20 protein-coding genes are annotated in these 19183 nt (G+C 72.4%); 11 read left to right on the forward strand and 9 right to left on the reverse strand.

The window, feature by feature from the left end:
- Nucleotides 1–35: 35 nt before the first annotated feature.
- Nucleotides 36–488, forward strand: a complete 453-nt coding sequence (locus ACLJT4_RS24835) for a GNAT family N-acetyltransferase (RefSeq protein ID WP_411125333.1) — start codon at nucleotides 36–38, stop codon at nucleotides 486–488.
- A gap of 114 nt (nucleotides 489–602) precedes the next feature.
- Here ACLJT4_RS24835 and ACLJT4_RS24840 read toward each other — a convergent pair whose 3' ends face one another.
- Nucleotides 603–1376 (reverse strand): helix-turn-helix domain-containing protein, encoded by a 774-nt coding sequence (locus ACLJT4_RS24840; RefSeq protein ID WP_411125335.1) that lies wholly within the window; start codon nucleotides 1374–1376, stop codon nucleotides 603–605.
- 129 nt (nucleotides 1377–1505) lie between these two features.
- Nucleotides 1506–2609: a class I SAM-dependent methyltransferase gene (locus tag ACLJT4_RS24845; protein ID WP_411125337.1), complete on the reverse strand. Its 1104-nt coding sequence runs from the start codon at nucleotides 2607–2609 to the stop codon at nucleotides 1506–1508.
- Nucleotides 2610–2748: 139 nt separating this feature from the next.
- On the opposite strand from ACLJT4_RS24845, the gene ACLJT4_RS24850 reads away from it, so the two are divergent.
- Nucleotides 2749–2940 (forward strand): DUF1059 domain-containing protein, encoded by a 192-nt coding sequence (locus ACLJT4_RS24850; RefSeq protein WP_233657984.1) that lies wholly within the window; start codon nucleotides 2749–2751, stop codon nucleotides 2938–2940.
- A gap of 250 nt (nucleotides 2941–3190) precedes the next feature.
- A complete protein-coding gene (locus ACLJT4_RS24855; RefSeq protein WP_411125339.1) occupies nucleotides 3191–4768 on the forward strand; it encodes a N,N-dimethylformamidase beta subunit family domain-containing protein in 1578 nt (525 codons plus the stop codon).
- A gap of 45 nt (nucleotides 4769–4813) precedes the next feature.
- Here ACLJT4_RS24855 and ACLJT4_RS24860 read toward each other — a convergent pair whose 3' ends face one another.
- Entirely contained in the window at nucleotides 4814–5275 is a 462-nt protein-coding gene (locus ACLJT4_RS24860) for a MarR family winged helix-turn-helix transcriptional regulator (RefSeq protein ID WP_411125341.1), read from the reverse strand.
- 81 nt (nucleotides 5276–5356) lie between these two features.
- Between ACLJT4_RS24860 and ACLJT4_RS24865 the strand changes: the two genes are divergently transcribed.
- On the forward strand, nucleotides 5357–5728 hold the full coding sequence (locus tag ACLJT4_RS24865) for a VOC family protein (RefSeq protein ID WP_411125343.1): 372 nt from the start codon (nucleotides 5357–5359) through the stop codon (nucleotides 5726–5728).
- A 45-nt stretch (nucleotides 5729–5773) separates the two neighbouring features.
- On the opposite strand, the gene ACLJT4_RS24870 is transcribed toward ACLJT4_RS24865, so the two are convergent.
- Nucleotides 5774–6601: an SDR family oxidoreductase gene (locus tag ACLJT4_RS24870; protein WP_411125345.1), complete on the reverse strand. Its 828-nt coding sequence runs from the start codon at nucleotides 6599–6601 to the stop codon at nucleotides 5774–5776.
- A gap of 354 nt (nucleotides 6602–6955) precedes the next feature.
- Between ACLJT4_RS24870 and ACLJT4_RS24875 the strand changes: the two genes are divergently transcribed.
- The gene (locus ACLJT4_RS24875; RefSeq protein ID WP_411125347.1) at nucleotides 6956–7702 is read left to right on the forward strand and encodes a helix-turn-helix domain-containing protein; all 747 of its coding nucleotides are present in this window, start codon (nucleotides 6956–6958) and stop codon (nucleotides 7700–7702) included.
- A gap of 30 nt (nucleotides 7703–7732) precedes the next feature.
- On the opposite strand, the gene ACLJT4_RS24880 is transcribed toward ACLJT4_RS24875, so the two are convergent.
- A complete protein-coding gene (locus ACLJT4_RS24880) occupies nucleotides 7733–8194 on the reverse strand; it encodes an SRPBCC family protein (RefSeq protein ID WP_411125349.1) in 462 nt (153 codons plus the stop codon).
- 237 nt (nucleotides 8195–8431) lie between these two features.
- Here ACLJT4_RS24880 and argC point away from each other — a divergent pair, with 237 nt between their 5' ends.
- From argC to ACLJT4_RS24905, 5 genes are all read left to right on the forward strand, one after another.
- Nucleotides 8432–9460 carry an N-acetyl-gamma-glutamyl-phosphate reductase gene (argC, locus tag ACLJT4_RS24885; RefSeq protein ID WP_411125351.1) on the forward strand — a complete coding sequence of 343 codons (1029 nt, stop codon included), beginning with the start codon at nucleotides 8432–8434 and terminating at the stop codon, nucleotides 9458–9460.
- The gene (gene argJ, locus ACLJT4_RS24890) at nucleotides 9457–10635 is read left to right on the forward strand and encodes a bifunctional glutamate N-acetyltransferase/amino-acid acetyltransferase ArgJ (RefSeq protein ID WP_411125353.1); all 1179 of its coding nucleotides are present in this window, start codon (nucleotides 9457–9459) and stop codon (nucleotides 10633–10635) included. Before argC ends, argJ begins: the two co-directional genes overlap by 4 nt.
- A gap of 61 nt (nucleotides 10636–10696) precedes the next feature.
- Nucleotides 10697–11650: an acetylglutamate kinase gene (argB, locus tag ACLJT4_RS24895; RefSeq protein WP_233657976.1), complete on the forward strand. Its 954-nt coding sequence runs from the start codon at nucleotides 10697–10699 to the stop codon at nucleotides 11648–11650.
- Nucleotides 11647–12897, forward strand: coding sequence for an acetylornithine transaminase (locus ACLJT4_RS24900; RefSeq protein ID WP_411125355.1), 1251 nt, complete (start codon nucleotides 11647–11649; stop codon nucleotides 12895–12897). The genes argB and ACLJT4_RS24900 overlap by 4 nt, the downstream gene beginning before the upstream one ends.
- 19 nt (nucleotides 12898–12916) lie before the next feature.
- Nucleotides 12917–13459, forward strand: coding sequence for an arginine repressor (locus ACLJT4_RS24905; protein WP_016571459.1), 543 nt, complete (start codon nucleotides 12917–12919; stop codon nucleotides 13457–13459).
- A gap of 119 nt (nucleotides 13460–13578) precedes the next feature.
- Here the strand turns inward: ACLJT4_RS24905 and ACLJT4_RS24910 are convergent, their stop codons facing one another.
- The 4 genes from ACLJT4_RS24910 to ACLJT4_RS24925 form a co-directional block, all read right to left on the reverse strand.
- Complete coding sequence (locus ACLJT4_RS24910; RefSeq protein ID WP_411125357.1) at nucleotides 13579–14685, reverse strand: hypothetical protein; 1107 nt, start codon at nucleotides 14683–14685, stop codon at nucleotides 13579–13581.
- Nucleotides 14682–16865 (reverse strand): hypothetical protein, encoded by a 2184-nt coding sequence (locus ACLJT4_RS24915; protein ID WP_411125359.1) that lies wholly within the window; start codon nucleotides 16863–16865, stop codon nucleotides 14682–14684. The genes ACLJT4_RS24910 and ACLJT4_RS24915 overlap by 4 nt, the downstream gene beginning before the upstream one ends.
- On the reverse strand, nucleotides 16862–17662 hold the full coding sequence (locus tag ACLJT4_RS24920; protein WP_411125361.1) for a hypothetical protein: 801 nt from the start codon (nucleotides 17660–17662) through the stop codon (nucleotides 16862–16864). The genes ACLJT4_RS24915 and ACLJT4_RS24920 overlap by 4 nt, the downstream gene beginning before the upstream one ends.
- 143 nt (nucleotides 17663–17805) lie before the next feature.
- Nucleotides 17806–18513 carry a Crp/Fnr family transcriptional regulator gene (locus tag ACLJT4_RS24925; RefSeq protein WP_411125363.1) on the reverse strand — a complete coding sequence of 236 codons (708 nt, stop codon included), beginning with the start codon at nucleotides 18511–18513 and terminating at the stop codon, nucleotides 17806–17808.
- 136 nt (nucleotides 18514–18649) lie between these two features.
- On the opposite strand from ACLJT4_RS24925, the gene ACLJT4_RS24930 reads away from it, so the two are divergent.
- Nucleotides 18650–19165 (forward strand): Pycsar system effector family protein, encoded by a 516-nt coding sequence (locus ACLJT4_RS24930; protein ID WP_411125365.1) that lies wholly within the window; start codon nucleotides 18650–18652, stop codon nucleotides 19163–19165.
- The last annotated feature ends 18 nt before the right edge of the window (nucleotides 19166–19183 follow it).

Here is a 19183-nt window from a genome sequence, read left to right on the forward strand (position 1 = left end):
CGACTCGGGCCCGCGCCGTCTGCCAGGCTCCCGGCATGACTGCCCGCGCCCTCGACGGCTACGAGGTCTCCACCGACCCGGACCGGCTCGACTCCGACCTGGTCCACCACTGGCTCGCCACCGACTCCTACTGGGCGCTCGGCCGCACCCGCGCACACCACGACCGCGCCCTCGCCGGCTCGCTCAACTTCGGCCTGTACGAGTCCGGTTCGGGGCGCCAGGTGGCCTACGCCCGGATCGTCACCGACTACGTCACCTTCGCCTGGCTCTGCGACGTCTACGTCTGCCGCGACGACCGCGGCAAGGGGTTGGGCAGCGCCCTGGTGGAGGCGGTCGCCGCACACCTGGCCCCGCACGGGCTGGCCCGGATCACCCTCGCCACCAAGGACGCGCACGGCGTCTACGCCAAGGTCGGCTTCCGGCCGCTGACCTCCCCGGACCAGTGGATGACGCTGGGGCTGCTCGATCCGGGCCCGGTCGGCCCCTGACGCCGGGGGCCGGGCCGCGACCGGGCAGCCCGCACCGCCGCCCGCCACCGGGGCGGCCCGGGCGCCGGCCCGCCTGGCCGCCGACGTAAGTGCCCATGCGTCCCGACGGACGGCTCAGGCCGGGGCGTGGGGTCCGCGTTCCGGGGGCCCGGCCTCCCGGCGCAGCCAGGCGTTGGCCGCCGCGACCCGGCCGGCCACCCGCAGCTTGGCGTAGGCGTGCTCCAGGTGCTTGTCGACGGTCCGCGGGCTGATCGCGAGCCGGTGCGCGATCTGTTGGTTCGTCAGGCCGTCGGCGAGCAGTCCCAGCACGGCCGATTCGCGGTCGGTGACCAGTTCCCTGGCCGAGGCCGGCGCGGGCGGGGCGAGGCGGCCCAGGACCCGGCTGAGGCGGGTGCGCAGCAGACCGGCCGCGGCCAGGTCGGCGTCGCTGAACTCGCTGCCGTGCCGGTCGCGGCTGACCACCACCGAGACCCGCCGCGGCACACCGGCGACGTACCCCGCGGGGAACGACATCGCCAGCTGCCGTTCGGCGCCGAACGACCGGTAGACGTCGGCGTAGAAGGGCAGCGCGTGGAACTCGCCGGTGGTCTGCAGGGCCGAGCGCAGCAGGGGGGTGCCGCTGCCGATCCGGGTGTGCCGGACGAAGGAGTCGCACCGCCACCCGCGGTCGAAGGCGTCCAGCACGTCCCGGCTCAGCAGGTCGTCCGGGAGGGTGCGCAGCGGATGGGCCGGGTCCGGCCGGGGCGACCAGATGACGCTGTCGCCGGGCAGCGCGCCGAGCAGCAGCGGGAGCAGCGCCGGAACCAGGGTGTCCTCGTCCACGGCGTCGATCAGCAGGTCCACGACGGAGAGGATGCGCCGCAGGCCGACCTCCGCGGCCGCGCTCATACGTCCAGCGTGCCGAGCCGCCCGACCCCGGTCAAGGCCGTGCGGACGGCTCCCGGGACGTGCGGGAGCCGTCCGGAGCGGGGCCACCCGGCCGGCCGGGGGAAGACCGGCCGGGGGCGTCGGGCGCGGTTAGCGCCCGACGGCATAGACGCGGTTGACCGGGCTCTGCGTCGCCAGCCGCCAGTGGTGCAACCCGGCCGCGTCGGCGAGGTCCCGCAGGGCCCCTTCACCCGCGTGGTTCCCCAGTGCCTGCGGACCGTGCTGGGCCAGCGCGGAGGGCAGGCACACGGCCACCGAGGCGGCGGTCAGCACCCGCCCCACCGGGGTGGCGTTCTCCTCGTCGCGCGCGGAGGCGTTCGGCTCGACGATCATGCAGGTGCCGCCCTCGGCCAGGGCGTGCGCGGCGTGCCGCAGCGCGGCCCCCGGGTCGCCGATGTCGTGCAGGCAGTCGAAGTACGTGATCAGGTCGAAGTCCGCGCCGGGGAAGTCGTCGGCGGCCGCCACCTCGAAGGACACCCGGTCGGCCACGCCCTGTTCGGCCGCGACGCCGCGGGCCGCCTCGACCGACGGGCGGTGGAAGTCGTAGCCGGTGAAGCGGGAGTTGGGGAACGCCCGCGCCATCAGGGCCGTCGAGTAGCCGTAGCCGCACCCGACGTCCGCCACCGTGCCGCCGTGCTCCAGCTTCTCCACCACGCCGTCCAGCGCGGCCAACCACTCCGGCACCAGCGCCGCCGTGTAGCCGGGGCGGAAGAACTTCGCGGTGCCCTCGAACAGCGCCGGCCCGTGCTCCTCCCAACCGATGCCCGCACCGGTGCGGAACGCCTCCATCAGGCTGTCCTCGGTGGCGTACACCGCCTGGAGCACGGTGAAGAAGCCGGCCGCGTAGCTGGCGAGCGCGGGGTCCGCGAGGACCGCGGCGTGCGCGTCCGGCAGCTGGTAGGTGCCGCGCTCCGGCGCGTACGTCACGTACTCGCCGGCCACCTGGGCCGCCAGCCACTCCCGGACGTACCGCTCGACCAGTCCGGTGCGGGCGGCGAGCTGCGCGGCGGTCAGCGGGCCGGCGCCGGCCATCGCCCGGTACAGCCCGAGCCGGTCGCCGAGGGAGGTGCACAGGCCGGCGACCGCGGCCCCGCCGTCGGCGATGACCCGTTCCAGGAACGCGTCCACCCGGTCCTCCCGGGTGGTTCCGCCGTTCCCGGCGGCGCCCGGTGCGGCCGGGGCGGACACCGCCATGGCCGTCACCTCCTCGCCACACTGCCGTGCGTCTCCACTCCACCAGCTCGCCCGGTCGGCGCGCCATACGTGGTTCCCCGTACGCGCGGCGCCGGGCGGGCGGGGGCGGCCGACACTGAAGAGGAGGAGGTGGTGGGCGATGCGCAAGATGATCGACTGCCGGGACCACCCGAGCGAGACGAGGTGCAGCCTCGTCCTCATCGGCGAGGAGGACGAGGTGCTCCGCGCCGCCACCGCGCACGCGATCTCCGTGCACGGCCACACGGACAGCCCCGAACTGCGCGAACAACTCCGCAAGTCCCTCAAGAACGAGATGCCGCAGCCCGCGTGAGCCGCCGGCCGAGCGGTGGGCCGAGCCCGGCCGTCCCCGGGGACGGCCGGACTTCCGCGTCCGGGGCCGGTACCCGCGTTCGGGCCCGCTGCGGTCGTCGCGCCGCGCCGCCGGGCGCAGGATCGTCCTGGGGCGGCACACCGACCGGCCGCCGCCCCGCGGTGGCGCCCCGCGGCGTCCGGCCACCCGAGGGTGCGCCCGCGCCCGCGGCCACCGGGACGACCGGGAACGCGACGACGGGAGCGGGCCGATGGCGGACGGCGCGGCGCACGACGCGGGGCAGCGGCCCCCGGCGGACGGGTCGGGCACCGGCCTGGACCGCCGGCACTTCCTCGGCGCCGCCACCGGGCTCGCGGCCCTCGCCACCGGCCTGGCCGGCTGCGACTCCCCGGGCGGCGCCCCCGGAGGCCACCGGCCCGCCGACCCGCTCGCCGCCGAGCGCACCCGCCCCGGCAACCCGGACTGGCGCCTGACCGCCACCGGCCCCCCGGACGCGATCGAGGGCTATGCGGACCGGGTGAGCGTGGCGCCCGGTGAGGAGTTCGGCCTGCACGTCTCCACCACCGCACCCGGCTTCCGCGTCCGCGCGTACCGGGTCGGCTGGTACGGCGGTGCCCAGGCCCGGCTGGTGTGGCGTTCGGACCGGCTCGCCGGCCGGCGCGGCCCCGCCCCGCGACTGCTCGCCGACACCCGCACCGTGGAGGCCGGTTGGCCGCGCACCGCCACCGTCCGCACCACCGGCTGGCCGCCCGGCGCCTACCTGCTGCGCCTCGACGCCGACCACGGCCACCAGCGCTACGTCCCACTGGTCGTCCGCTCGACCGGCGCCGCGGGGCGCACCGTCCTGATGCACGCGGTGACGACCTGGCAGGCGTACAACACCTGGGGCGGCCACAGCCTCTACGAGGGCCGGGACGGCGCCTACGCCACCCGCTCCCTCGCGGTCAGCTTCGACCGCCCCTATGACGCCACCGGCGCCGAGAAGTTCCTGGTGTACGAGCGGGCCCTGGTGGTGCTGGCTGAGCGCCTGGGCCTGCCGCTGGCCTACACCACCTCGGTGGACGTCCACGCCGACCCGGGCGCGCTGCGCGGCGCCACCGCCGTGCTCTCCCTCGGCCACGACGAGTACTGGACGCCGCAGCAGCGCGACCACGTCACCCGGGCCCGCGACGGCGGGACCAACCTCGCCTTCCTCGGCGCCAACGCGTGCTTCCGGCGGGTCCGCCTGGACGCCGGCCCGGCCGGTCCGTTGCGCACCGTGACCTGCTACAAGACCGCCTACCGGGACGACCCCGGGTTCGCCGTCCGCCGCGACCCGCCCACCCACGACTTCCGCGCGCCGCCCGCCGCCGACCCGGAGTCGTCCCTGACCGGCGTCTTCTACGAGGGCTACCCGACGGACGCGCCCTACGTCGTGCACGGCGCCGACCACTGGCTCTTCGAGGGCACCGGTGTCCGGGCCGGCGACGCCTTCCCGCACCTGGTCGGCGTGGAGTACGACCGGGTCACGCCGGCCGCCCCCACGCCCGCCGCCCTCCAGATCGTCGCGCACTCCCCGCTGGTCTGCCGGGGCCGCGCCAGCCACGCCGACTCCGCCTACTACACCGTCCCGGGCGGTGCCGGGGTCTTCGCCACCGGCACCATGCGCTGGGTCGAGGCCCTCATGGCGGGCACCCGGGACAACGGCCGCAACCACGGCCTGGACCGTCGCACCGGAGCCTTCGTCACCCGCACCACGGAGAACCTGCTCCGGGCCTTCGCCGCGGGTCCGGCGGCGCACCACCGCCCGGCACCGGAACCCAACACCGCCCGGGTGTACGGGAGGTGACCTGTCGTGGGCGGCCGACCGGGCCGCCCGCACCGGGGCGCCGGGTCATTCCTCCAGGGCCGACGCCAGGCGTTCGAGGTCGGTGAGGAGCGCGGGCAGGCGCTGCGGCGGGATCGCGTCGACCATCCGCTGCTCGACGGCGTAGACGGCCTCCTGGACCGCGGCCAGGCGCCGGTGGCCCTCCTCCGTGAGGTGGGTGGGGCGGGCACGGCCGTGGTCGGCGGTGGCGGGGCGGGTGATCAGGCCCGCCTCCTGGAGGCCGCGCAGGACGACGTTCCCGGATTGCCGGGTGACGAAGGTCGCGCGGGCGAGGTCGGCGTTGGACAGGCCGGGGTGCAGGGCAAGGAGTTCGAGGGTGGAGTACTGGGGCACGGTGAGCCCGTGTGCGCGCAGGACCTTGTCCATGGCGGCGCGCAGGGCGGCCTGGGCCCGTTTGATCAGGTATCCGACGTGGTGGGTGACGTCGTCCGCGGGGTGCGGCGGCCCGGTGGGCGTCCTCTCGTTCATGTCAGCATTTTGACATGTCGCCCCGGGGTTCCCTAACCTCTCTCATGTCAAAGTTTTGACATTCAAAGGGAGGAAGTACCCGTGTCTGTTGCCCTCGACGGCCCCGATTTCGTCGCCCTGCAGGTCCGTGACGTGGACGCCGCCGCAGCCTTCTGCGAGCAGCACCTGGGTCTGCGCAGGGCCGCGGTCTCGCCGCCGCACGCGGTCGTCTTCGACACCCGGCCGACCCCGTTCGCCGTCCGCGCGCTCCTCCCGGGAGTCGACCTCGCCGACGCCGCACGCCCCGGCCTCGGCGTGGTGCTCTGGTTCCGGACCCCCGACGCCCACCGGCTCCACGACCAACTCGTCGCCGCCGGCGTCACGATCCTCACCCCGATGGCCAGCAGCCCGTTCGGGCCGATGTTCTCCTTCGAGGGCCCGGAGGGCTACACCCTCACCGCGCACGGCGGCTGACCGGGAGTCAACGGTTCGCCCGGCGCCGCCCGGGGGAGTGCCGGGTCAGGGTGCGCGGCGCAGGAAGTCGCGGGCGCCGCGCAGCGTGGTGCGCAGGGTGCGCTGCGTCCGCGTGCTGTCCAGGCGGACGTCCAGCGCCCCCGGGGCGCCGGTGCCCGCGCGGCGCCCGGGCGTCAGCCTGGCGGCGTCCAGGGCGTCGCGGCCGGCGACCAGGACGCCGAGCTCATGGCGGCTCACGGCGTCCGCGCCCGCGAGGTGGCACACGCCCGCGCGGGCGGAGCCGGCCAGTTCGAGGAGGGCCCGGGCGAGGTCGGCGACGTGCACCGGGCACCGGACGTCGTCCGTGAACAGCACGCCCTCCCGCCGCCCGGTGGCCAGGTCGCGGATGAACCTCTCGTGCACCGAGTCGCCGTCGCCGATAATCAGCGAGGTGCGGGCGACGGCGGCGGACGGGGCGAACAGCCGGATCGCCGTCTCGGCCGCCGCCTTCGCGGCCCCGTACGGGGTGACCGGATCCGGTGCGGCGGATTCGTCGTAGTGGACGTCGGCGCCGGAGAAGACGGCGTCACTGGAGACGTGCACCAGCCGGGCCCCGTACTGGCCGGCGGCCAGCGCGAGGCGGACCGCGCCGTCGGCGGTGGTGGCCCAATCGGCCTTGCGATAGGCGGCGTTGACCACGACGTCCGGGCGGGCCGCCCCGAACACCGGCGCGATCTCCTCGCCGCGCCGCAGGTCCAGCGGTAGCCAGCGGATCCCGGGGAGGTCACCGGCGCGGGTGGCGAAGGTCGCCGTCACGGCGTGCCCGGCCGCCGCCGCCTGCCGTGCCAACTCGCGCCCCAGGAAGCCGCTGCCGCCGACGATCAGGATGTCCATGGCCTGCCACGTTAGGCCCGCTGCCCCGCCCCCGTCTGCCGGCTAACGCGCCAACTCCCTTGGGGGGCAACGACGTTACCGGCAGTTCCGTTGGTGGTGGCGCGCCGCACGGGCGTACGGCCCGGCATCCCCCCGGGGAGGAGTGGCTCGCCGTTTCTTACGACAGAAACGCTACGTTGCATTCACAGGGAGGGCAACGAAATCCCCTGGGGGGATCGCGGTCGTCGCAGATAGAATCCGGAGAAACGTTGCGGCAGCCTTCGAGGTTCATGCGGCAAACACCTCCAGGTCGTTGCAACGGGCTGTGGGTGAACGCTCTGCCGTGAGACGCCGCAGACCGCGAAGGGGGCCGCCATGCCGGGAGGCAGACTCACCCAGCAGGAACGCCGGCAGATCGCGCGGGGGTTGGCCGACGACCTCGCCTACGCCGAGATCGCCAGGCGCCTGGGGCGCCCGACCTCGACCGTCGCGCGCGAGGTGATGCGCAACGGCGGCCCCACCGACTACCGCGCCGACCTGGCCCACCGCGCCACCGAACACCGCGCCCACCGGCGCCGGCAGCCCGCGCCGCGCGCCCCCGGGGAGCCCGTGCGGGTCCCCGGGCGCGACGTCGAGGCGGTGCGCGCCTACGAGGAGGCGTTCACCGCCGTCCTCGTGCGGGCGGGCCTGCCCAGGATGGTGTCCCGGGTGCTGGTCTGCCTCTACACCACCGACGCCGGCAGCCTGGCCGCGTCCGAACTGGCCCGGCACCTCCAGGTCAGCCCGGCGTCCATCTCCAAGGCGATCGCGTTCCTCGAAGGGCAGGGCCTGGTCCGCCGGGAGCGCGACGACCGCCGCCGCGAGCGCTACGTCGTCGACGATGACGTCTGGTACCAGGCGATGAGGGCCAACGCCCGCGCCAACGCCCGGCTCGCCGAAGCCGCACGACGCGGCGTCGACGTCCTCGGCCCCGGCACCCCGGCCGCCGCCCGCTTCGAGGGCATCGCCCGCTTCGTCGACGTCGTCGGCGCCGCCATGGCCCGCGCCGCGGAGCAGGCCCGCGACGTCCTCCACGGCGAGCCCGGGGCGGCCTCGGGCGGCGCCGCGGCGGATCCCCCGTAGCGGGCCGCCCTGACCGCACGGGCGGTCCGTTCAGCGGCGGGGTGTCGGGGCGGCCGTGAGCGCCGTGTCGGCGGCGTCGAGGATCGCGCCGAAGACGTGGGCGATGATCGGCTTGGCGAGTCGCCGGGTGAGGACGGCGCCGACGAGGGGGAGGGGGATCTGGAAGGCGGTGGTCCAGGCGACGAGGGTGCCGCCGGGTACCTCGGTGAAGGTCATCCGGCCGCGTTCGTGGCGCGCCGGCGGGACGCTGCGTTCGACGGCGTAGTCGAAGTCGTACGGCGGGTGGTAGGCGGTGATCCGCTCGCGGAACCAGCCGATCGCCCACGTGTGCACCCGGACGGCGCCCACTCCGTAGGGGGCGTCCCGCCCCGGCCGGGCCAACCGCGCCCTGAGGACGAACGGCGTCCGGGTGTAGTTGGTGGTGGTGGCGCACCAGTCGAAGACGTCGGCGATCGGCGCCGCGACGACCCGTTGCACGGTCAAGGTTTCCATGGCCCGTCCCTTCTCGTGGCCGGCGGGCGCGGAGTGACGGCCGTGCCGAGGCCGCCGGGATCGCCCTGCCGTTCCCCAGGAGGACCCGGTAGGGCCCGCAACTGTGACGCCGCCTGGCGTGACGTGCGTCACGCCGGGCGCCCCGTTATGGCCGCGTCGTCGCGACAACGCTCCGAGCATTGCATAAAACTGCATTCATCCGTATAGTCATGCCATCGCTAAGGAGGGTCCAGGGGCATGACGGTACGAGCAGCAGTCGCCGGTGCGAGCGGATACGCGGGAGGTGAGCTCCTGCGCCTGCTCCTGGGGCATCCGGAGGTCGAGATCGGGGCGGTGACCGGGCACTCCAACGCGGGGCAGCGCCTGGGCGCCCTCCAGCCGCACCTCGGCCCGCTGGCCGACCGGGAGCTGGCGCCGACCACGCCCGAGGCGCTGGCCGGCCACGACGTGGTGTTCCTCGCGCTGCCGCACGGCCAGTCCGCCGCGGTCGCCGAAGGACTCGGTCCCGACGTCCTCGTCGTGGACTGCGGCGCCGACTTCCGCCTGAAGGACGCCGCCGACTGGACGGCGTTCTACGGTTCGCCGCACGCCGGCACGTGGCCGTACGGCCTCCCCGAACTGCCCGGCGGCCGTGCCGCGCTGGCCGGGACCAAGCGGATCGCGGTCCCCGGTTGCTACCCCACCGCCGTCTCGCTCGCGCTCTTCCCGGCCTACGCGGCCGGCCTCGCCGAGCCGGAGGCCGTGATCGTCGCGGCGTCCGGCACCTCCGGCGCGGGCAAGGCGCTCAAGCCGCACCTCCTCGGCTCCGAGGTGATCGGTTCGATGAGCCCCTACGGCGTCGGCGGCGGGCACCGGCACACCCCGGAGATGATCCAGAACCTCAGCGCCGCGGCCGGCGAGCGGGTCGGGGTGTCCTTCACCCCCACCCTGGCGCCGATGTCCCGCGGCATCCTCGCCACCTGCTCGGCCAAGGCACGGTCCGGCGTGGACGCCGCCGCGGTCCGCGGCGCGTACGAGAAGGCGCTGGCCGGCGAGCCGTTCGTCCGACTGCTGCCCGAGGGGCAGTGGCCCACCACCGCCGCTGTACAGGGCTCCAACGCGGTGCAGATCCAGGTGGCCCTCGACGAGGCGGCCGGCCGGATCATCGCGATCAGCGCCATCGACAACCTGACCAAGGGGACCGCCGGAGGCGCGGTCCAGAGCATGAACATCGCCCTCGGCCTCCCCGAGGAACTGGGCCTTTCCACGATTGGAGTCGCGCCGTGAGTGTGACGGCAGCGCAGGGATTCGTCGCGGCGGGCATCGCCGCCGGCATCAAGGAGAACGGGAACCCCGACCTCGCCCTGGTGGTCAACAGCGGACCGCGCCTGGCCGCCGCCGGCGTCTTCACCTCGAACCGCGTCAAGGCCGCCCCGGTCGTCTGGTCCGAGCAGGTCCTCAAGGGCGGCCGGGTCTCCGCGGTGATCCTCAACTCCGGCGGCGCCAACGCCTGCACCGGCCCGCTGGGCTTCCAGGACACCCACGCGACCGCGGAGAAGGTCGCCGAGGTGCTGGACGGGCACAGCGCCGGCGAGGTCGCGGTGGCCTCCACCGGCCTGATCGGCGTGCGCCTGCCCATGGACAAGCTGCTGCCCGGGGTCGAGAAGGCCGCCGCCGAACTCACCGGCCACGGCGGCGAGAAGGCCGCCATCGCGATCAAGACCACCGACAGCGTCCACAAGACCGCCCAGGTGACCCGCGGCGGCACCGCCGGGGCCGAGGGCGGCGGCTGGACCGTCGGCGGGATGGCCAAGGGCGCCGGCATGCTCGCGCCCGGCCTGGCCACCATGCTCGCCGTGCTGACCACCGACGCCGACGTGCCGGCCGAGCAACTGGACGCCGCGCTGCGCGCCGCCACCCGCACCACCTTCGACCGGGTCGACTCCGACGGCTGCACCTCCACCAACGACACGGTGCTGCTGCTGGCCTCCGGCGCCTCCGGCATCGTGCCGGACCAGGACGCCTTCGTCGAGGCGGTCCGCGAGGTCTGCGGCGACCTCGCCCGGCAGCTGATCGGCGACGCCGAGGGCGCCAGCAAGGACATCCGCATCGACGTGGTCAACGCCGCCACCGAGGACGACGCCGTCGAGGTCGGCCGCTCCATCGCCCGCAACAACCTCCTCAAGTGCGCCCTCCACGGCGAGGACCCCAACTGGGGCCGGGTGCTCTCCGCCATCGGCACCACCTCCGCCACCTTCGACCCGGACCGCCTCAACGTCGCCATCAACGACGTCTGGGTCTGCAAGAACGGCTCGGTGGGCGAGGACCGGGAACTGGTCGACATGCGCTACCGCGAGGTGCGGATCACCGCCGACCTGGCGGCCGGCACGGAGTCCGCGGTGATCTGGTCCAACGACCTCACCGCCGACTACGTCCACGAGAACAGCGCGTACTCCTCATGACCGGACCCGCCGCGCACCCGTGCGCACCGGTCGGACACCCCACCCAGCGGAACGAGGCCGCATGACCACCCGCAAGCACAACGCGCTGCCCAAGGCCCGCACCCTCATCGAGGCGCTGCCCTGGCTGACCCGGCACCACGGCAAGACCGTGGTGATCAAGTTCGGCGGCAACGCCATGGTGGACGAGGCGCTCAAGCGCGCCTTCGCCCAGGACGTGGTCTTCCTGCGGCACGCCGGACTGCGCCCGGTCGTCGTCCACGGCGGCGGCCCGCAGATCAGCGCCCAGCTCGAACTCCTCGGACTGGAATCGGAGTTCAAGGGCGGCCTGCGGGTCACCTCGTCCGAGGCGATGAACGTCGTCCGGATGGTGCTGGCCGGCCAGGTCCAGCGCGAGCTGGTCGGCCTGCTCAACGAGCACGGCCCGCTCGCCGTCGGCATGACCGGCGAGGACGCCCGGCTGATGTCCGCCACCAAGCACTACGCGCAGGTCGACGGCGCGCCGGTCGACATCGGCCGGGTCGGCGAGATCACCGCGATCGACTCCGGCGCGGTGCAGGCGCTGCTGGACGACGGCCGGATCCCGGTGATCTCCTCCATCGCCCGCAGCAGCGACGAGGACGACGCCTCGGGGGTCTTCAACGTCAACGCCGACACCGCCGCCTCCGCCCTGGCCGCGGCGCTCGGCGCGGAGACCCTGATGGTGCTCACCGACGTCGAGGGGCTCTACGAGGACTGGCCGCACAGCGACGAGGTGATCTCCCGGCTCACCGCGACCCAGCTGGAGAAGCTGCTGCCCGACCTCGCCAGCGGCATGGTCCCGAAGATGCAGGGCTGCCTGTACGCGGTGCGCAACGGGGTGCGCAACGCCCGGGTGATCGACGGGCGGGTCCAGCACTCGATCCTGCTGGAGATCTTCACCGACGAGGGCATCGGCACGATGGTGGTCCCGGACCCCGAACCGCCCACCGCACCGCACGAAGGCATCGCACACCACACCACGCAGGGGGCGGCATGAACACGACGGCGGGGAACCCGACCACCCGGGACGCGGCGGCCGGGCACGGCCCGGTCGACAACGAGGCCCTGACCCGGCGCTGGCAGGGCGCCATGATGGACAACTTCGGCACCCCCCGGATCCCGCTCGTGCGGGGCGAGGGCGTCACCGTCTGGGACGCGGACGGCACGGCGTACCTCGACTTCGTCGGCGGGATCGCGGTCAACGCGCTCGGCCACGCGCACCCCGCGGTGGTCCGCGCGGTCACCGACCAGATCGCCACCCTCGGCCACGTCTCGAACCTCTTCGTCAGCGAGCCCACCGTGGCCCTCGCCGAGCGGTTGCTGGCGCTCGCCGGCCGGCCCGGCCGCGTCTACTTCTCCAACTCCGGCGCCGAGGCCAACGAGGCCGCCTTCAAGATCGGCCGGCTGACCGGCCGCACCCACATGGTGTCCACCGGGGGCGGCTTCCACGGCCGCACCATGGGCGCCCTGGCCCTCACCGGCCAGCCCGGCAAGCAGGACCCGTTCCGTCCGCTCCCCGGCGACGTGGACCACGTCCCGTACGGCGACGTGGCCGCGCTCCGGGCCGCCGTGACCACCGACACCGCCTTCGTCATCCTGGAACCGGTCCAGGGCGAGAACGGCGTGATCGTCCCGCCGCCCGGCTACCTCGCCGCCGCCCGCGAGATCACCGCCGCCACCGGCACCCTGCTGGTCCTCGACGAGATCCAGACCGGCATCGGCCGCACCGGGCACTGGCTGGAGTCCCTGGCCCAGGGCGTCGAGGCCGACGTCATCACCCTGGCCAAGGGTCTCGGCGGCGGCCTCCCGATCGGCGCCACCCTCGCCTTCGGCCCGGCCGCCGAGCTGCTCACCCCCGGCACGCACGGCTCGACGTTCAGCGGCAACCCGGTGGTCTGCGCCGGTGCCCTCGCGGTGCTGGACACCATCGAGGCGGACGGTCTGCTCGACCACGTCAAGCGGGTCGGCGAGCGGCTGCGCGCCGGGATCGAGGCCCTGGAGCACCCGTTGGTCGGCCAGGTCCGCGGCGCCGGGCTGCTCCTCGGTATCGTCTTGACGGGGCCCCTCGCAGCACAGGTGCAACAGGCGGCCCAGGACGCGGGACTTCTGATCAACGCGGTCGCGCCGGACGTCATCCGGCTCGCCCCGCCGCTGATCGTCTCCGACGAGCAGGTGGAGACCTTCCTCCAGAAGCTCCCGGGCGTCCTTGAGACGGCCGCACAATCGGCCAACGGGGAACGATGATCCGGAGACTGACGCAACGATGACCGAGCCGCAGGACACCGAGCCGCAGACCAACGGCCCGGCGGTACCGCAGACCCGCACCGCCCGCCACCGCCGGATCGTGGACATCCTCAACCGGCAGCCGGTCCGCTCCCAGAGCCAGCTCGCCAAGCTGCTCGCCGACGACGGGCTCTCCGTCACCCAGGCGACGCTCTCCCGCGACCTGGACGAACTGGGGGCGGTGAAGATCCGCAACACCGGCGGTGAGCTGATCTACGCGGTACCGAGCGAGGGCGGAGACCGCAAGCCGCGGGCACCGCTGGGGGAGTCCGCCAAGGAGGAGCGGATGCGCCGCCTCTCCGGCGAACTCCTCATCTCCGCCGAGGCGTCCGCCAACCTCGTCGTCCTGCGCACCCCGCCGGGCGCCGCCCAGTTCCTGGCCTCCGCCATCGACCAGGCGGAACTCCACGACATCCTCGGCACCATCGCCGGCGACGACACCCTGCTCCTGATCAGCCGCGACCCGGCGGGCGGCCAACAGCTCGCCGACCACCTGCTGCAACTGGCGGAAGGGGCGCGGTAGGGCCCTTGGGCGCCGAGTTCCGGACTCGGCGCCCTACGGTACGGGGTGGTTGCAGCTAACCGGCTTGGCACCCCGAGGCTGCAATCCGGCTCCTCGCCATACGGCCGTGCCGCGCTGGCTTATTCGTCACTCGGCCCCTGAGGACCGCGCCGCTTGTCCAGCCGCGTCGTGCCATTGGCGTTCGAGGCTGGCGGTGCGTCCGGAGACCGAGGGCTGGACGGGGCCGCGCCCTTTTGCGTGGCGGAGTCCGGGGCGCCGCGCCCGGGGCGCGGGCGCGGCGGTGCGTCCGGGCGCGGCGGGATGATGGCTCCCGGGAGCGCCGACGGTTGGTGTGTGTTGCCCGTGCCGACGCCGGAACCCGTGGTGAGCAGCGATTCTGGCTGGTGGATGGAGTGGTAGAACTCCTGTGCTTCTGCTGGCTGGATGAGTTTGGCGTTGACGAGATCCTTGAGCAGCTCCGACTTCTGCCTCACGGTCACGTCATGCCGTTTGGTGATCTCCTCCATGGACTCTCGCAGGCGGGTGGGGTCTTGCGCGATCAGGTAGCTCAGGAGTCCCCCCTCGCTCTTGGCGGCCTCGATGATGTTCTGTTCCCGTTCGGCCAGCAGCTCTGCCTCGCTCCGTTGCTCTGCACGCTTCTTCTGCGATTCGCCCGCGACGAGTTCGATGCCCCACTTCTGCTTCTTCAACTCACGAAGGTGGGCGGCTGCGTCCTGATCCAGGTAGAGCCGGATGATGAGGTTCAGTACGGTCAGTCCCGCGGGCAGGGTATGTGGTTGCCCACCGAACGCGGAGCGGAGGAAGCCCTCGGCGGCTCCGCACTCCTCCAGAGGGAACTTGCCGGTGTGCGGCCACAACATGTCGCGCACACCCACGCACACGATGCCCTGGGCCGAGGTGAGTGTGCTGATGTTGCCCTTCACCACGGCCCGCGGGTCGGTGACCTTCCAGCGTGCCTCGAGTGTGGCCTGGAAACTGAAGCCGCCGGTGCCGCTGGGCAGCGCCTCTGTCCACTGCACAGCGTGCTCGCTGATGTCCACGTCGTAGCGGTACCGGAACTTGCGGGCCGCGAAGGCTGACGGGCGGCCGGGCAGGTGGACCGGCTCCCCGTTCTCAGACGAAAAGACCAGGGCCTGGTGGGGCAGGACGGCCGGGCCACGGTTGCCCATGCTCACCGTGTGCGGCCCGGTGACCAGGAATGTGCTGACGGTCGGGTGGTAGTTCACGGTGCGATGCTCCTAACGTCGAGGCACGCCAGTACCTCGCGGGCGGTGAGGGGTGCTCCCGGTCCAGTGCCAGCCCGGGCCCAGGCCGCGGCCTGGTGGCGAATGATCCGTTCGGTGCGCCGGGTGGAGACACTGGTTGCGAGCAGGTGCGCCAGTGCGCGGCGCCCGTGGTCGTCGGGTTCGACGAGCAGAGCCCACTTGGCCAGGATTTCCTGAGCCTGCTCGAAGACTTCCGCCGAGTTGAGGACCGACTCCCACAGCACCGCGATGTGGCGTTCGACAGCGGCATCGCCCGCCGCGGCCCTCAGCACGGCGGGCCACGAGGGCGCGTCCCCTCGTTCGGCTTCGGTCGGGCCCGGCACGAGCAGGTCGTTCGCGGCGTATAGGAAGCAGAGCTGCCCGACGAAGAGACGCGCCGGCCCGTAGCGCCCAGACGCCATCCACTGGTCCACGAGGTCGAGCGCCTCGTGCTGGTGCTGTCCTCCGTCAAGCGCCATGTACTCGGTCACACTTGTGCACACGGCATCGACCACGTCCAATTCCTCGGCTGCGGCCAGCGCGTGCAGAAGGGCCCACGCCGGTTCGGTGCCGTCGTTCTCGAAGAGCACGCGCCAGGCCCGAGCGGCGACGGCCCGCAGTCGGGAGGGCGTGCCAGCCGTACTCCAAGCGGTGATGAGATTCCGTACAGCCGGGGCGTGTGCGGGGTCTTCCGCAGCGACGTACAACGCGGTTGCAGCGGCGTGCCGCAGGCCTGGCTCGCGGGCCATTGCCCAGGGCATGAGCACCTGTGCCCGGATCGACTCGAAGGAACGCTGAGCGAGTACCCCGGCCGCGACTGCGGCACGGACCCCCACTGTCGGGAGGTCGTGCGTGGCGCACTTTCGGAGCCACTCCGGCAATACCTCGCGCACGGCGTCGTACTCGGCCCAGACGTCCTCCAGCACCTGAAGCGCCGTGTCGGGGTCCTGGAACCGCACGATGCGACCGAGTGCCCCGCCGTGGCGGGTCTCCACCTCGGACTCGACGATGGTGGCGTGAATGTCCCGCAAGCGCTGACTGCCGCTGGAGGCGAAGGGCTGATTGCGCGGCCGGTCCGGGTGTTCAGCGGTCTCCGGGGGCTGGAGAAGGGCGCGGAGGCGTTCCGCAAGCGTGGCGACCGTCTCGTACGCCTCGCCACCGAACACCGCGGTGCTCAGCGCCAGGCACTGCGTGGCCAGGTCCGGGAGTTCTTCCAACCAGGGGACGACGGAGTGCGGGGCATAGAGTTCCGACCGTTCCAGTCGTTCGGCCACCAGCCTCGCGATTTCCTCGTCCGGCCCGGTGAGTTCCGCTAGTAGACGCCCTGCCTCGGCGGCCCTGGCCAGGGCCGGGGTGCTGTTCAGGGAGTCGACCAGGGCCGTGACGTCGTTGCGGTGCAGAATGCGGCGAACCCGGGTGGCCCGGCCGGGGCCCGACCTCCACCGCATGTGGGCGTGGACCACCTCCCTCGGATCTGCGCGGGCGGCCATTTCCACAATCGAGCGTTCCAGGTCGGGTTCCGACAGCCGGACCGTCGACGGCACGGTGAGGAGCAACCGTCCGTTCCGCCTGCGTAGCGCTGCCTCGAGATTGCTCAGATCGAAGGAGGTCAACTGATCAGCGGCGGCCTGCGGGAGGTCCTCGAGGATGAACCCCGAGCCCGGCCCGACGGTCTGTGCATCGAACCGTGTGAGGTCGGCCGAAGGATCCAACCGGTACACCCGGCCGTACCCCGCCCCGACGAGGAATGCCCGGGCGGCCGCGAACTTGCCGATGCCTTGCGCACCCCGCAGCAGCAGTACGCGTGGACCTGCTGCCAGCTGCCGTGTCAGTTCGGCGTGATCCGCGGCTGCGACGTGCGTCTCCCTCGCCTCGTCGATCTCCTCGGCTGACATCTCGGCCAGCCGGACGGGTGCGCCGCTCGCGGAGAAGACGTACTGGTCACCTCCGATGACCTGGTGCGCTCGGACTTTCAGCCCTGCCAAGGCGTCTCGCTCAGCGCCGAGCCGTTCGTGGGTGTCGCCGGGTGGGCCGACCAGCGCCTCCCGCAGGTCCCGCATACCGAAGGCGTCCGCCTCTTCGCCGGCGAACTTGTCAGGGGCGTCGACTTTGGGTTCCGGCGAGGCAGCTTCGGCAGCGACGGCGTCGGCTTGTGCTTTCATCGGTCCCCCATGGCGCTACCGGGCCCTGGCCACGTGCCGAACTGCAGCGATCCGTTGACGATCTGGTCGCCGGCGACGACTTGTTGTGCCTGGACGTGAGCATTGACGAGATTGTGGTTCTCGCCCGAGTGGCCGGGCGCCGTCCCCTCACCTTCTGCACTTAGCGTCGTGCCGGGGTCCTCATCCGCAACGAACGGCTCGATGCCGGGCGGAGTGTCGTATCCGGGAACTCTGATCCAGACCTTCGATCCCTTGATCTCCTTGGCGTCGAACCGCACCGCCTGGTAGGTGCGGGAGTCGATCTCCGGGTAGTCGTGCCGGACGACTGCTCGGTACCACGGGTCTGAGACGGCCAACGCCAAGGCTGATCTCGTTCCGGCACCCAGGGCGTCACGTAGCGGTTGGAAATCGACGATCCGGCACGCCGTGTTGAGGTCTTCGCCCACCCAGCCGCGTCCGTCCCACGCGACCTCCCCGTAGTGCAGTGCGGCGCGGAGCCGCAGTGCGGCATCGGCGCTGCTGTGGTGGGAGTGTGCTCGTAGTGCAGCCTGGAGCAGATAGACGAATCGTCCGGTCAGTTCCGTCTTGGGTACGGATCCCGGCAGCAGCCAGAACACACCGTCGCCCCGGTCGACAGGGCGCGGCTCTGCGCGGTGATCGATGCCGGCCTCGTCGAGGGCACGCTCCAGTAGTTCGTACATCCGCTTGCGGAGCGTCGCCTGGGTCGGATTGCCCCGACTGCCGAACTTCTCGATGTCGACCACGAGGATCGCGTAATGCTGTGCTTTGCCTTCCATTGCCTCTCCGCATGGTTGCCTGTCCGGCGCCCGGGCCGTACCGCCCCCTCGGCACGCCCGGGCGCCTCGTGTCATGAATAAGCCCGGAGTCCATGGCCGAACAGCGTCAGATGACGCACAACGCCATAGGCGTTATGCGACGCTCAGTGGCCGGCCCATCGTGCGAGGGCCCGCAGGTCGGGCACGTGAGTGTGTCCTCGGGAGAGGAACACGAGCCCGTGCTCCTGTAGTTGGCGCAAGGCCCGGACCACCGATTCGCGTGACGTACCCGCAGCTCCGGCCAGCTCGTGCTGATGTACGGAAAGCACTCGCCCCGTCGGCCGTCCGGGGAGGACGAGGTCAGAACCGTGTCGCACCGCAAGGTCGAGCAGCACGCGGGCGACGCGTATACCGGCTGGAAATGCCCCGTGGTCAGCCCGCAACCCGTCGGAGTCCCTGAGTCGTACCGCGATGCTGCGCAAGACGGACAGGGCGAGAGGTCCATGCTCTTCCAACAACGCTAGGAATCGTTCCGAGGCGAGCGTTGTTCCCCGCACGGCGTGCATGGCGGTCACCGTCGCGGACCGGGGGCGGTTGTCGATGCAAGCCATCTCGCCGATGAGCTCGCCCGGTCCTCGGATCGCCAGGATGCTGGTGTACCCGTTGTCGGACTCAGCCGTGATTTTGACCAGACCTTCCTCGACCAGCACCACGCTGTCGGGCGGATCGCCCTCCAGGAAAAGGACGGCGCCCTGCTGCCAGTGCCGCGTTCTCCCTGTTGCGCGGATCAGCCGCACCTCGTCCGACGAGAACGGATGGATCGGCTTGGCCGGAACCTCCGCGTCACCAGCGCGGACAGCAGCACGCGGCACTTCCCCTCCTGCGACATGTCGTGGCGTCAACAAGTCTAATTGCAAAGGAAGTTGGGTGTGTCACTTGCGGCAGACAGGATTTCGAACACCTTGGAGGCTGAGGACGTGCTGACTGAAGCGACCGCAGGAGTGGACGATGGACGGACGGTCGGAAGCCCATGACGACGCAACTGAGACCGCCTGGAGAATCCACGCGGCCCTCATGGACTGGACAGGGAAAGTCGACGCCAAGGCGTCCTTCGCGTTGAGCCTTGAATCAGCGGCGGTGACCGCACTCGTTGCGTTCTCCGGCGGTTTCACCGACCCAGCTTCCGACCGCGGACGAATGGCCGAAATCGGTCTCTACTGGTGTGGGGTGGGGTTCTTGATCGTGGCGATTGCCATGGCGGTGGTCGTGGTGATGCCCCGGCTGGGGCGCGTGCGCTCCAAGGCGGATTGGCAGGCGGGGTTCGTGTACTTCGGTCATCTGCGGCACTGGTCCCCGTGCCGGCTCGCTGAGGCGTTATGCAGTAAGGATCCGTTGCCTGTCCTCAGCCGGCAGGTGATCGTCATGTCGCGGATCTCCTGGCGCAAACACCGCCTCGTCCAGCTGTCGCTTGCCGTGGGTGTCCTGGGCGTGGCGATGGCTGCTACCGCCTGGTTCCTCGGCTAGCCTTCCGCGCAATTTGGT

This window comes from Streptomyces sp. x-19 (assembly GCF_046549115.1).
GTDB lineage: Bacteria > Actinomycetota > Actinomycetes > Streptomycetales > Streptomycetaceae > Streptomyces > Streptomyces albulus_C.